Origin of the sequence: Pseudomonas sp. PDM26, from assembly GCF_019219185.1 — a bacterium.
Classification (GTDB): Bacteria; Pseudomonadota; Gammaproteobacteria; order Pseudomonadales; family Pseudomonadaceae; genus Aquipseudomonas.
Genome location: NZ_JAHUWC010000005.1, coordinates 57,431 through 71,781, shown reverse-complemented (window position 1 = coordinate 71,781; position 14,351 = coordinate 57,431). Strand labels below are relative to the sequence as shown.

General features: G+C 57.9%; 10 protein-coding genes. 1 reads left to right on the top strand and 9 read right to left on the bottom strand.

Going from position 1 to position 14,351, the window contains the following annotated elements; genetic code table 11:
- Positions 1-23: 23 nt before the first annotated feature.
- From KW849_RS11740 to KW849_RS11700, 9 genes are all read right to left on the bottom strand, one after another.
- Positions 24-4,730 carry an RHS repeat domain-containing protein gene (locus KW849_RS11740; RefSeq protein ID WP_218429564.1) on the bottom strand — a complete coding sequence of 1,569 codons (4,707 nt, stop codon included), beginning with the start codon at positions 4,728-4,730 and terminating at the stop codon, positions 24-26.
- 32 nt (positions 4,731-4,762) lie between these two features.
- Positions 4,763-5,827, bottom strand: coding sequence for a hypothetical protein (locus KW849_RS11735; protein ID WP_218429563.1), 1,065 nt, complete (start codon positions 5,825-5,827; stop codon positions 4,763-4,765).
- 195 nt (positions 5,828-6,022) lie between these two features.
- Positions 6,023-6,949, bottom strand: coding sequence for a sigma 54-interacting transcriptional regulator (locus tag KW849_RS11730; protein ID WP_218429562.1), 927 nt, complete (start codon positions 6,947-6,949; stop codon positions 6,023-6,025).
- Between the two features lie 55 nt (positions 6,950-7,004).
- Positions 7,005-7,586: an alpha/beta hydrolase gene (locus KW849_RS11725; RefSeq protein WP_108216096.1), complete on the bottom strand. Its 582-nt coding sequence runs from the start codon at positions 7,584-7,586 to the stop codon at positions 7,005-7,007.
- Positions 7,587-7,776: 190 nt separating this feature from the next.
- A complete protein-coding gene (locus KW849_RS11720; protein ID WP_003220570.1) occupies positions 7,777-8,178 on the bottom strand; it encodes a biopolymer transporter ExbD in 402 nt (133 codons plus the stop codon).
- A gap of 1 nt (position 8,179) precedes the next feature.
- Positions 8,180-8,905, bottom strand: a complete 726-nt coding sequence (locus KW849_RS11715) for a MotA/TolQ/ExbB proton channel family protein (protein WP_218429561.1) — start codon at positions 8,903-8,905, stop codon at positions 8,180-8,182.
- 44 nt (positions 8,906-8,949) lie between these two features.
- Positions 8,950-9,750, bottom strand: a complete 801-nt coding sequence (locus KW849_RS11710) for an energy transducer TonB (protein ID WP_218429560.1) — start codon at positions 9,748-9,750, stop codon at positions 8,950-8,952.
- A 16-nt stretch (positions 9,751-9,766) separates the two neighbouring features.
- Positions 9,767-12,127 (bottom strand): TonB-dependent receptor, encoded by a 2,361-nt coding sequence (locus tag KW849_RS11705; RefSeq protein WP_218429559.1) that lies wholly within the window; start codon positions 12,125-12,127, stop codon positions 9,767-9,769.
- A 134-nt stretch (positions 12,128-12,261) separates the two neighbouring features.
- Positions 12,262-13,182 (bottom strand): TauD/TfdA family dioxygenase, encoded by a 921-nt coding sequence (locus KW849_RS11700; RefSeq protein WP_218429558.1) that lies wholly within the window; start codon positions 13,180-13,182, stop codon positions 12,262-12,264.
- Between the two features lie 182 nt (positions 13,183-13,364).
- Here KW849_RS11700 and KW849_RS11695 point away from each other — a divergent pair, with 182 nt between their 5' ends.
- Complete coding sequence (locus tag KW849_RS11695) at positions 13,365-14,285, top strand: LysR family transcriptional regulator (protein WP_218429557.1); 921 nt, start codon at positions 13,365-13,367, stop codon at positions 14,283-14,285.
- Positions 14,286-14,351 lie beyond the last annotated feature (66 nt).

Genomic DNA, 14,351 nt, shown 5'->3' with positions numbered 1-14,351 from the left:
TGCAAATCTCTGGTCATCATTGCTCAAGTGCCACGCAGCGTGGCGATCCGCTCGCCAATCTCATGGGTGAATGACTCCAGAGCGTCCACTGCATCGTTTCGAAACTTCTGAGCACTGAAATCCTCAGCCAGTGATGGCCAGTGATCTTGAAGAAATTCGTCGACTTTAGTGGCGTACTTTTGCGAATTCGCGACCATGAACGCTGATGTAGAAGCGATACTCGCCCCACTGGTTACCGTTTTTCCCGTCAACACTTTGTTGAGCCGGTTCTGCAATTTGACGGTACTTCTCAATGCCTCATTTGCCGTGGAAACAGCGCCGTATAGACGCTGCCCCACCGCCACGCGCGCACCCCCTCGCTGTGCAGTCACCACGTCTGCCAGGGAGCCCACACTTTTCGTCAACGCAAAGCCAATGCCTTTACTGCCAATTTTTGCAACCGCGGTGGCCCCGAGCGACACCACTCCCAGCGCTATCGACGAATAGGTCAATAGCTGGGCGCCAACGGTATCCGGGGCCAGCTCATCGACAACCGCCGAGGCGATTGAAACCGTCGCGGAAATGACCTCCAGTGTTAAAAAGGCGAAGGCGTTAGCCGAGATCGGCACGAGTGGTGCGGTTGCGCCCATGGTAACGACTGTCAGGGCAATCGCGGCGGCGGCCAGGGCGGCGGTCACACCGATTCTCACCCACCCCAAGGTCGAAATATGCCCGGTGGGATCCTTGAGATTGACCGGATCTCCCAGACAATAGGCATAGGCATTGATGCCGCCATCCTCAAAGGGGCTCCAACTGTCGGGGTTGTGGAATCGCATCAATCGGGGGTTGTAGGCCCGATAACCCCTGCCGAGCAGATAGCACCCGGTTGACGGGTCCAGTCGCGCACCCTGAAACCCCAGCAGAGCGCCAAGTCCGCTCGATGCGGGGCGATCACCATAAGGAAGACAAGACAAAACAGATTCGTCTGGAGATCCAATGCGTGCAAGGGCCGTGCCCTGACCATCCGTGACAAACAAGACAACGTCGCCATCTTGCTGCTCGGCCAAGAACTTGCCGTCGCCTGACAACAGACTGCGTCGGTGTTTACCCGCCACTTCGCTGCACAGCGCATGCTCGTTATAGAAAAGCCTGATCAACTCTCCGGATTCGGCAGCCACCGCATGCAATTGATCTTCGCCGTCGAATTGATAATGCGCACCACCGCCAGCGCTGGTCACACTTTCGAGCCGACCCAGAGTGTCATACCTGAACGTGCGCCCTTGGTTATCGTTGAGCAGATTACCGTTGGCATCGTATTCGAAGCTCACTTGCCCGGGCTGATAGTGCGCGTGACTGTGAGTCAGTGAACTCAACTGGGTTTTGTCAGGACGATCGTAAGAAAACCTGCACAGGTTCTCCTCCCCATCGAAACCCGTACGCACCGTCAACAGGTTATCGAGGTAGTCGTAGGTGAATTCCTGAAAATCAATGCGTTTTCCCCAGGCATCGGTCGGTGCCTGCGTGCCTTCACAGTCATAGCGTTTCAGGCGCCCGCGCCTGTCGTAGGCGAAGTTTTCTGTACGTGATTGCACACCGGACACCAACGTTCGCTGTTGAAGCTTGTCATCGGCCCCAAACACTTGAAGGATTTCCAGGCGAGATCCGTCGCCGAACTGCGAAATACGCTGGATCTCACGACCGAACTCATCGTGAATCAAGGTGGTCGTCAGCGAACGTTTCGAGGCGGTGTCCTCGACACTCAATGTCAGCAACTGGCCCTGGGCACCGTAGGTGTACTTCGCGAGAACCGGTTTCTGCTGAATTTCCAGGGGCCGCGCCGCAGCGTCATAGGTATACGTAGTTTCTACATCGTTAACATCGGTGAAGCTGATAGGCAGCCCATTCAATGAACGGCTAGTGGCGGTGCCGAAGCGGCCTTCACCGGAGATCCACTTTTGGGACTTTTCTTTGCCCGACCTGGCGTACTCAACCCGGCGCTGGATGGCAGGGCTGGAGGTTTCGACGAGTTGCCCGGTCAATGGATCAAATCGATATCTGGCTGATCGAGCGTGGCTGCCCATCCGCTCGGTCACTGCCCCGTTGAGCTTGGGATCAAGGGTGAACCTGAAAATATCGCCTGCCGCCGTCACTTGCTGTAAAGCTTGAGCGCCACCACCCTCATAGCTCCTTGTTTCGGTTCTGCCGCCGACGGTCGTACGGGTGACGCGCAACAAACCGTCATAAGTCCGGGTGCCCAACACGTAGTCATTGGCACTGATTTCGATCGGATGATCACCCGTGCTCAGAGGGTCATACTTTTTTTTTATCGAAGTGCCATCCGGCAGGATCGTCTCGATCAGACGACCGAAAAGGTCATAACGCAAGCGCGTTTCGAATCCTGCCTCGTTGGTTTGCGTCAGGCAACGCCCAAGTCCGTCATAGGAAAAAGTCGCGGTAATAGTGACCACACCTTCGGAATCGATGCGTTCCTCCCGATCTGGCTTACCGAACACGTTAAATACGGAACGGGTTTTTCCAGCGCCGTCGCACCAGCATGTTCGAGTCAATGAAACCGGGTCAAACACATCGTTCACCGCAACACTATCAGGACCTACCGTTCTGCATACGCGCCCCCAGCCGTCGTGGCTGTAGGTCGTGGTTGACTCGGTGGCCGTGCCCTCGAACCAGTCCTGGCTGACTTCGCTTACCAGTCGACCAAAATTGTCGTAGTGGGCCTCATAGCTCAGACGTAATGGTCTGCCGGGTGAGTCGACATCCTGAACTTTGACTTTGGTCGTGCGCCCGACCCCGTCGAGCCAAACCTTGCTCAGCACACCCCGTATGCTGGTGATGCCGATGGTCGCGCCGTCCTCTGGCCGGCTTTCCCCGTAGAATTCGGTGACGCGTGACACGATATCCGTTCCATCGAATGCCGCTGTCTCGCGAACAACACGGTTCAGATTGTCGTACTTTTTCAACAACTCATTACCGGCCCCATCCCGAGCCTTGACTTCCTGTCCGATAAATCGGTCATGCCAGACTTTGCGATCGTGCCTTTCGCTACCCACGTACAACTGCTGAAGGGTTTCTACCCAATCTCCATCAATTGAATATTTGAATTCGAGACGGCGATTGCCGTTGTGCTCGACATGCGAGCGACTCTTGAGGCGTCCGTAAAACGCATCACTGGCATCATTGATGTACTCGAATCGGGTATCCACGCTTGGCTTTTCATTCCCTCCTTCAAACAGCCTTTCGCTTTGAGGCAACAAAAACCGATGACCGTCTTCGCGCATGGAGGGCAAGTCAATGTAGGAAAAACGGACAATGACCGTCGGCGCCGGGGCAAAATCAGGTGACGGTGTGACTGATCGCTCCTTCAATGCCGTGATGAAACCCAGTGGGTTGGGGGGGCAACCCTCGGCACCTTCTGCCGGATAGTAGACGTAATCCTCCCGGGCTCCGCTCGGATTTATCTGCGTTAGCAGATTGCCGGATTCATCATAGGTCGTATGGGTGATTTCAGTTCGGGGCGCGGCGCTCGTAGAAGTATCGATATAACTGACGACAGATGTTTTCTGCAGTTGGAAATGGGCGGGCTGATCGGAGAAGTCCAGACCGTCAACATCGTGATAGATAATCGTTCTTTGCTGCACCTTCCCGTTGGAAAGGGACTTTTCCGAGATCATCAGGTGGAAACGGTTGTAGGTTCTTTCGATGCGACTCAGTTCAACTGTCTTGTCGCCCACCCCCGTGACCAAGCGTTCGGTACAGGAGTAGGTGTAAGGCCCTTTGTGCCCATGCAGATGGTCCCCGCCCTGCGCCCAACGAAGTCCCGATTGATAGCCGAGGAAATTTTTGTCGGAGTATTCATAGACACGGGTGATCGTCGGCAACCCTGAACCCGGCACCAGAACACTGCGCCGCACCGCCGGCAAAGCATTGATTGGTGCCCCGAGCGGTAACCGATGCTTCTGAGGAGCGTACTCAATACTCTCGACACTGCCACTCGGCGCGCGGACTTCCGTCATGACCAGAAAACCATTGAGTAATTGGTAATCGAATGACCATGCAAGGGGCTCGGCGGGACCGTGATCAAGGATTATCTGCCGGAGCCATCCATCGCGAACCCGCAAAATAAACTTCAAGCGTCTTGGCGGATGATCAGGCCATACGGTAATGCTGGCGGGTTGATCGTGCGTTTCATAACTCAGGGCCACGACGCGGTGTTGCTGATCGTGAATTTCGTGCAGGACACGGCGGCCCCGTACCAACATGTATTTCAGACTGATCGAGCGCCCTTCGTTGGAGTGAACCTGTTCGGTCAACCATTCGTCATACGTTTCATCCGGCCTGACCAACCTCTCGATCAGACCGTTTTTATGGCTGACAACCAGATTGTCGCCGTCGAGCGTGACCTGGGTGTCTTGAAGCTTTTTATCCCTGACGACGAGCTTCCCTCTGCTGATGTAGACAAGATAAGAAGTTCCGCTTGCAAGGGTCAGCTTACGGGTCTTCCGATTGTAGGAGCTCAAACCCAATGACCAACCGCGTCCCCAACCGAAATCTGTTGTGCGGAAACTATCGAATGAAATACGGAAGGATATCTGCGGACCGTTGATATTGTTGGCCACCCACCCCGCGAGATTAATGCTGGTACTATAAGAGCCGGTACGGACATCAATTCCAGACTGGATAAAGTCAGAAAAGTTGAATGCGTTGGACTCCACTTCTGGCACTGCTGTACTCATCATCATTCCTTGACTCTGCAGATACAGTAAAATTAAACAACTTCGATCATCGAAGGATTTCTGGTGTTCATTGCGACGTCGACTTCATGCCTGTTCCCATACATATCCCGAACAAACATCTTCACCAACAAATGATCATATCGAACATGGGACGCTCCGCCCTTTCTGGCAAAGTGCATCAAAAAAGTGACTTTCCCTTGTTCTTCATGGCAGGCCGCAAGTTTATCGACTGTTTCCCATAATGCCTCCGTACCATGATTGGCCTTGAGCCCTTTAAAATAACCAACGGCGTAATACCCGAGATAGTCGGGATACTCACTGCGTGCATGCAACACGCCGGTAATCGAGCAATCGATGAATTTTATATGGTGCTGGTCCACTATCAGGTCCAGAATATATCGATCAACCTTGGCAATATTCTCTGTCGGCTGCAAGTTACCGGGTAGGTGTTTGACCCTGAACTGTTCTTTTCGATAGATCGGCGGTGGAACGGTCCTCAGGCTTATTTCACCGAATTCCAAGGTTTCTTCCGAATAGAACGCCTCCCCGTCCGAACGGGTAATGGCTGCAATCAGCTTGATGGGCTCGGGAGAGTTGCTGCTGACGTAGAACTCCTTGAGAAAGATGGCTTTCCCCCGCACAACCGGGCCATGCAGTTCACCCGTATGAGGAAATGGCTCGTATGGCAAGCGTCGTTCCAGCGCGCATTTCCACGCCAGTTCCTCGCCGTCTCGAATGTTGTCTATCGGCAGGGCTTTGCCGGAATAGGCATCCAGCAGTTGAATGCTGTCGAACTCGCTCTGGGAAATGCCTACTGCCTTTAGCCCATCGCCTACAGCTTGCACAACCACCATCAATTTCAACTGCTGATACCCATTGGCGTAAATTGTATTTCCGCCCGAAGTCGAGAAAACTTGAAATCGTTTGAGACCTATCCACTCAGGAAAATCAGCCTCTTGGAAAGACAGGGGTGCCATCCCCGGATCAGCAGGCATATACCCCTCGACAAGGGAATTGACATCTTCCAACTCATCGTCGGCACCTGGGGCTATTGCAGCATTATTTTCAACAAGCCTCACAGAAAAATCCTTTTTCATATGATATTTAACAATGACGGATATCAATGTATCCAAGAGAAATTAAAAGATATGTCAAAGCCCATCAGCCTGCAAAACGCAAAATTGTTACAACCACACTGCAAGTATTACAAAATATAAAACAAGGATCAGCCCCCACAAAAAAACCAGGCAACAATCAATTGCCTGGTTTCGTTATAAAGATAATCGATGGGTTTATATATTGATGCTTGTGAAATACTCTTTCAGCGCCCGGACTTCAGCGACATCTCCTTGTTGAACAAGTTGATCCATCCATCCTTGTATAAGAACCGCAGATGGCCGGACAACCGACAGATTCAAATGCTCCGGCAAGATTTCGTCACCCGTACTGACCAGCAATGCAAAGTGAATGACGTTCTCCAGCTCCCTGGTATTGCCCGGCCAACTGTGCCGCTCCAGCACGTGTTGCGCCTGCTCGCTGATCAGCGGTACCGGCAGGTCCAGGCGTTGGCTGTAGATGCCGAGGAAGTATTCGGCCAGCGAGAGGATATCCCCCACCCTCTCACGCAACGCGGGCAGTTCGAGCGGGCCTTCGCTGAGGTAGTGATAGAGCCGTTCATGGAATTTTCCGGCGGCAACCGCCTGGGCCAGATCGATGCTGGTGGCCGCCACCAGCCGCACATCCACCGGGCTCGGCTGTTGGGCACCGACGCGGGTGACTTCGTGGTTTTCCAGCGCGGCGAGCAATTTGGTCTGGATCGGCAGCGGCAGGTCGCCGATTTCGTCCAGGTACAGCGTGCCGCCGTTGGCCGAACCGAACCACCCGGCACGACTGCTCGCCGAACCGCTGTAGCTGCCCGCCGCATAGCCAAACAATTCGGCGTCGGCGTAGGTCGGGCTGATGGCGCCGCAGTTGACCGACACGAACAACCCGCCGCGATCACTGGCGCGATGGATATGCCGCGCCAGCAATTCCTTGCCGGTGCCGGTTTCGCCACGGATCAGCACTGACACTGAACGCGTGGCCAGTTGCTCCAGGTCTTCACGCAATTGCCGCGAACGCGGATCGACAAACACCAGCGCCTTGGCGCGGATGCTCAGGGGGCTTTTTTCGGCATCGGGAAAGGTCAGCAGCGGCTGACCGAAGGTTTCAAAGCTCATGGCAGACTCCCGCCCAAAACCGCCGGGAGACGGGGGCGTTAAATAAGGAAAGTGTTCAAGCTCGACGCAGGGCGTGGTGTTCCATGCGGTTCTGCAAGCGATAGAGATAGGCAAAACCCTGCTCCCAGCGCTGGTGACCGGACTTCACGTTGATATGCCCCGCCCCCGCCAGAATCCCCGCCTCGGCGCCCCAATGGCGCGCCAGTTCCAGGGCACGCGGTGCACTGACGGCGCTGTCGTTGTCGGAGCTGACGACCTGGCTGGGGAATGGCAGCAGGTCCGTCGGAATCGGCGCGAAGTTACGCAAGGCCGGCGCGCAGGCCGGGCGTTCGACATCTGCCGGCGCGACGAGCAAGGCACCGCGCACTTGACGCAAAAACTGCACGGGGGCGCTCGCTGCCCAATGGGCGACGGTGATGCAACCCAGGCTGTGGGCAATCAGGATGACCGGCGTGCTGTCGGCGGCAATCGCCTCGGCCAGCGCCGCGACCCAGTCTTCGCGACGTGGCGTCAGCCAGTCGGCCTGCTCCACCCGCGCACTGTTCGGCAGGCTGTTCTGCCAGTGGCTTTGCCAATGATCTTCCGGCGATCCTTGCCAGCCCGGCACAATCAGGTAGCGAATTGATTCGTTGCGCATGGGGAGCTCTCCTGCTGCGTGTCTGTTCCCGGTCGATTATAGGGACGCGAGATATATTCGTTAAGGAATAAGAAGATATTTATTAAGATCCATATCGAATATAAAACATCACCCTGTAGGATTGTGTTTTCTCGGGATAAAAAAAGGGCCGCACCCTGCCAAGGAGACGGCCCCGGAAAACGAAAATCCGTTAACGCGCAGTAATCACCGACAGTTTGGTAATCCCTGCCCGCTCAATCGACGCCATGGCCCGCGCCACTTCGCCGTAATTCACCCCATCGTCCGCCTGCAACTGCACGCGCACCTCGGGGTCCTTGGCCTTCGCCGACTTGAGGTTGAACTCCAGCAAGTCCGGTTGTATCTCGTCCTTGTTGATAAACAGTTTGCCGGCACCGTCGATGCTCACCACCAACGGGTCTTTCTGCTCCACCGGCGCCACCGCTTCGGTCTTGGGCAGGTTGATCGGAATCGCGTTGGTCAGCAGCGGCGCGGTGACGATGAACACCACCAGTAACACCAGCATCACATCCACCAGCGGCGTCACGTTGATCTCGCTCAGCACCTCATCAGAGTCTTGCGTGGAGAAGGCCATATCAGGACGCCTCCTTCACTTTCTGCGCATTGCCCTGGGCTGCCACCTTGTGCGCCTTCGGGTGGATCAGCACACGGAACGAACTTTTCTGCGCCAGGCTGTAGAAGTCATGGGCGAAGTCATCCAGGTCCGCCGCCGTCAGTTTCAAACGGCGCAAAAAATAGTTGTAAACCAGCACCGCCGGCACCGCGACGGCAATCCCCACGCCGGTGGCGACCAGTGCCGCGCCAATCGGTCCGGCAACCGTTTCCAGGCTTGCCGAGCCCGCTGCACTGATGCCTTTCAACGCTTCCATGATTCCCCACACCGTGCCGAACAAACCAATGAACGGTGAGGTGCTGCCAATGCTCGCTAGCACCGCCAACCCGGTTTCCAGCGACCGGCGTTCGCGCACGATCTGCTGACGCAGGGCACGCTCCAGACGATCCTGATGATTGATCGCCTGACTCAAATCCGCAGCCTGTGGCGCCTCGCCCACCTGGATGGCCGCGTAACCGGCCTGTGCAACCCGGGCTGCCGCGCCGGGCCGGGTTTCGCTCAGTTCGGCCGCCGAGTCGAGGCTCGAAGCGGCCCAGAACTGTTGATGAAACTTTCGATCCTGTGCCTTCAGGCGACCGAACTGCACGCCCTTGAGCAACGCCAAACCCCAGGTCGCGACGGAAAAAACCACCAGCAGCCAGATCACCGCGCTTTCGATGGATTCAAGTGGAGATGTCAGTAACGTCATGGTGCATTCCTCGTGTAAACGTTTAGCGCGAAATTGGTTTCGGTTTAATGAATCTTGAAATCGATGGGCACGCTGACCCAGCCGTCCCGGGCGACATCGCCTTGCCTGGCTGGCACGAAACTCCAGCGTTTCACCGCGTTCAGCGCGGCTTCGTCCAGTGCATCACGGCCGCTGCTTTTCTGAATCTGGATCTCGCCGGGCTTGCCGCTGGCCAGCACCTGCACGCGCAACAACACTGTGCCTTCCCAGCCTTTACGCTGGGCCAGCGACGGATATTCCGGTGCCGGGTTTTTGAAGTAGCCGGCGGTGGCCGAGGCGGGTGTCACAGGTGCGGGCGCAGGTGGCGCAGGGGCCGCGACTGGCGCTGCCGGTTGTGGCAGCGCAGGTGGTTGTTCAACGGCTTTTGGCGCCGATTTCGGTACCGGTTTGGCGACCGGCCTGGGCCTGGGAACCGGTTTCGGTGGAGGTGGCTTCACCGCCAGTTCGTCCTCCACGGGCACAGGCGGCTCCACCACAGGCTGGACAGGTTGCGGTGGCGGCGGCTCGACCACCGGTGGCGCCGGACGTGAGAATTCGATGGTCATCGGCGGAATCTGCGGCGGCACGACAGGCAGTACTGTGGTCGGCTGTTGATTGACCCAATAAATCACCGCGCCATGCACCAGCAACGCCAGCACTCCGAGCAGGATCGTCTCCCGTCGACTCAAGATGCCCTTGGGCGCGCACTGCAAACGCAACTGGCCCAAGGGCACCCGGTGTGGCCGGCCGAGGTCGACCAACTCGCCACCAGGTGCCGGGTGCCACAGCACTTCATGCGCACTGGCAGTGGTCTGGACATTGCCCATTGCTGAACCCCCCTTCTTAGAAGTCGTATCGACCGGTCACGCCCAGCGTTCGTGGCGTGCCGAGCAGGCCTTCATAACCGCCATTCGCAGCCGTCCACAGCGTCGTGTAGTAGGTTTTGTCGAAGGCGTTTTTCAGCCATAACGAAACGTCCCACTGCCCCTGGTTGAAGTCACCGCGCAGGCCGGTGGACAGGTTGACCACTGCATAACTCGGGATCTGCCCGAAGTCGGAATCTTCCACTGTGCCCACCGCTTTGGAGCGGAATGCATAGCTGGCGGTGACGTACTCTTCGAAGCCGTTGCTCAGGTTCCACTTGTATTCGCCGTTGGCGTTGCCGATCCATTTCGAAGCGCCCACCACTTGATGTCCGCTGAGGTCGCAGGACGCCGGAGCGCCCGGCGCCAGGCTGACTTCCGGCGGGCACGGAGCGTCCTTGTACGAGAGGTAGCTAACGTCGTTGTACGAGCCGTTGATGTTCAGCGTCAGGCCGCGCAACGCAAGCAGGGTGCTTTCGAATTCCACGCCACGGGAGCGCACCGAGCCGGCGTTGGTCAGGAACTGCACGCGGTTGACGTCGTCGAAGGCGTTGGTTTGATAGCCGTTGACCTGGGTCCAGAACACGTTGGCATTCAGTTGCAGGCGACGGTCCCATAGGGTGCTCTTGAAACCGAGCTCGGCGTTGTTGGCGCGCTCGGTACCGATCAGCAGCGAATCGGCGCCGGCCACCATCGCCGTGCCGACGGCCAGATTGACCCCGCCGGATTTTTCGCCGTGGGACAACGTGGCGTAGGTGAGCAGGTCGTCGGTGAGGCGGTAGCTGAGGTTCAACAGGCCCGAGGGACTGGAGCTGTACTGGTTCAGATCGCCGGAATCGAAGGCCCCCGCACGAGCGAGTCGTGCCGCGGCCGCCGCACCGGTGACCGCGGCACCACCGGCCGGCGCATCACGGGTCACCCTGGCGTTTTTCTCTTCATAGGTGCCACGCAACCCGGCGGTGAAATCCAGGCGCTCGGTCAGGTGCCAGGTGCCTTGGGCGAACAGCGCGAAGCTGTTGGTTTCGATATGACCGTTGCCGACACTGTCGATGTTGTTCAGCGCACCGTTGGGCGTACCGTTCCAGATGTCCGCTTGCGGGCCGTAAAAGGTGAAGGATTTGTTGTCCAGGTCGGAACCGAAGTAATAGGCACCGAGCACATAATCGAAGAATCCACCGGTAGGCGATGCCAGGCGAAACTCTTGGGAATACTGCTTATCCTCCACCGAAACGCCGGCGTTGTGGAAGACGGATACGTTCAGGCCGTCATCATTGCGCGGGGTGAAATTCCACCAGCGCCAGGAGCTGATGGAGGTCAGGGTGAAGTCGCTCGGTAGCGTCCAGTTCGCCTCGACCGACGTACCGCCCTGGTGCACGGTGACGTGCTGGTCATCGTTCAGGTTGACCTTGCGGTGCGTGCCATCGACCAGTGTCGCGCCCACCGCATTGGCCCGGCGCTGGTAAAGGTTGACGCCATTGATGGTCGGCCCGGTGCTGAACAACACGCGGGTGCCGGCGCTGGAATCTTCTTCGTTGTAGTCGCCGATCCAGCGCAGGCTGAATACTTCGTTCGGCTTGAACAGCAACTGGCCACGGAAGCCATCGCGGGAGCCACCGTTCAAATCGTGGCCGTCGAACTCGTTCTTGATATCACCGTCGCTGCGGGTGCGATACGCAGAAAAGCGTCCGGCCAGTTCGTCATTCAGCGGGCCGGAAATCGTGCCCTTGGTCTGGAAGTATCCGTCCTCGCCCACCGAAGATTCGATGCTGCGTTCCGGGGTAAAAGTCGGCGCACGGGTGCTGATGTTGATCACGCCCGCCGTGGTGTTCTTGCCGAACAAAGTGCCTTGCGGACCACGCAGCACTTCGAGCTGCTCGATGTCCATCAGGTCGAACACGGCCATGCCCGGCCGGCCGAGATAAACGTTGTCGATGTACAGCCCGACACTGCCCTCCAGGCCATCGCTGGCCGGGTTGTTGCCCAGGCCACGGATCGACACGCTGGACTGGCGCGCATGCATGTAGGCGACGTTGACACTGGGCACCAGTTGCTGCAAATCCTGGATGCGATAGATCCGCTGGGTTTCCAGGGTCTGGCCGCTGACCACGCTCATGGGTGTCGGCACATCCTGCGCACTTTCTTCGCGGCGGCGGGTGGTTACGGTCACGGTTTCCAGTTGTGCATTGTCGGCCGTGACGTTTTTTGCGGGGGTGGTTTCAGGGGTGGTGCCGTCGGCCGCATAGCCTTGGCTCCAACCGGCGCTTCCTGCCAGCAGCAGGGCCAGAGGCAGGCGTTTGAGCCGTTGGGGTGACGGCGTTGGGGCGAGGTACAACGGACTCATAAGGCGGGGTTCCCGATCAAAAGAAATGCTTTATTGCTTGCCCGGCCGCCATCGCAAGCAGTCTCGCTCCTACACTGATCCTGCGAACACCGAAGATCCCCTGTAGGAGCGAGCCTGCTCGCGATAGCGTCGGCTCAGACGCCGCCGATATCCGGCCCTTTCACCGTCTGGCTGACCTGCCCGTTCACACCCACCGGCACTTCACCCTTGAGCGTCACCCGACGCACCACACGATCCTGAGTCCCGTAGTCATCCACTGCGTAATGCTGGGTGGAGCGGTTATCCCAGATCGCCACATCGCCAGCCTTCCAGCGCCAGCGCACGATGTTTTCCTGGCGGATCACATGGCTTTGCAGCAGCCCGAACAGGTGCGCCGAATCGGCCTGGGAATAGCCCTTGATGCGTTTGACGAAGTGCCCCAGCAACAGGCTCTTCTCACCGCTGATCGGGTGCACGCGGACCACCGGGTGTTCGGTCTCGTAGACGGTCGAGGTGAAGATCTTGCGATAGCGCTCCAGCTTCTCGGCCGAGACGTCTGGCCTGGTACCGGCGTAGTCGTATTCGTTGCTGTGCACGGCGACCAGTTTGTCGGCCAGTTCACGCAGCTCCACTGACAAACCGTCGTAGGCGGCGGCGGTATTGGCCCACAGGGTGTCGCCGCCGAAAGCCGGGGCCACCACCGAGCGCAGGATCGAAGCTTTGGGGTAGGCCTCGACGAAGGTCACGTCGGTATGCCAGGAGCTGGCTCGCTGGCCCTCGGCACCGTCCAGTTCCAGCAGGAAACGCGTGCCTTCGCGCACCGGCACGGTCGGGTGCGCCACCGGTTCGCCGAGCAGATGGGCGAACGCCTCCTGGCGCTGATCGTCGAGCAGGGTCTGCTCGCGGAAGAAGATCACTTTGTATTGCAGAAGCGCCTGTTGAATGGCTTCGACGGTGGCGGCATCCAGCTCGCCCGAAAGCTGTACGCCACGAATTTCGGCACCGATGCGACCGGCCACCGGGTGGATCTCAAGCGCGTGAACAGCAGGTTGTACTGCGAAAGCGGCATTGCTCATGGGTAGACCCTCATCAGACTCTTGCGGTTGAACCGGTCGCGAAACACTGCTCTATCTATATTCAATTTAGATCTAATAGATATCTATATGCTTCGTTGACGGAATAAGAGGTTGCATTTAAAACCTCAGTCAACCCTCGTCGCAAATGCCTTCGAGCTATTTTTAGGATGCCGGAAAAGCATATGGATCTTCGCCAGTTGCGTTACTTCATCGCCCTCGACGAGCACCGCAGTTTCGTGCGCGCGGCCGAGGCCATGGGCATTACCCAGCCAGCCTTCAGCCGCAGCATTCAGGGGCTGGAGCACGAGTTCGGTTGTGTCCTGGTGGACCGCGGCAACAAGGATTTGCGCCCCACCCCCGAAGGCCTGGTGGTGCTGCAACATGCGCGCAGCCTGGTGCAAGGCGCGGCCCTTTTGAATGCCGAAGTGACGCAGATGACCAAGCTCGATGCCGGTGAGCTGCGTTTCGGCTGCGGTCCGGCACCGGCGGTGAAACTGGTGCCGGATGCAGTGGCGCAATTCATCAACGCGCACCCGAAAGTGCGTATTTGTTTCGAGGTGGATAACTGGGAAAAACTCAGCCGTGCCCTGAGCCGTGAAGAGATCGAATTCTTCATCGCCGACATCCGCCATTTCGAGTCCGATCCGAACTTCCAGACCCAGGCTTTGACGCCCAAGCGCGGCGTGTTTTTCTGCCGCCCCGGGCATCCACTGCTAACCAAGGAGAGCCTGTCGACCAACGACATGTTCGATTACCCGCTGGCGACCACGATGATCCCCCCAGGCATTCGCAAACTGCTGGCGAACCTCAGTGGGCGGGTGGATTTTTCGCCGACCATCGAGACCGAACACTTTCCGGCGCTGGTGAAAGTGGTGCTGCAATCGAATGCGATTGGCGTCGGCACCGAGGAGGCGTTTATCGAGGACATTGCCCAGGGTTCACTGGTGTTGCTGCACTGGCGCAATCTGCCGCAGAACATCGACAGCATGAATGCACGGTGCGGGATCGTCAGTCGCACCGGGTTCAGGCTGTCGCCGGCGGCGCGGGCGATGATCGAGACGTTGGTGGCGGTGGACAGGCAGCAGATGGCCGTTGCGGTTTGAGGATCAAGAGATCGCAGCCTTCGGCAGCTCCTACACTGATCGATGTAGGAGCTGCCGAAGGCTGCG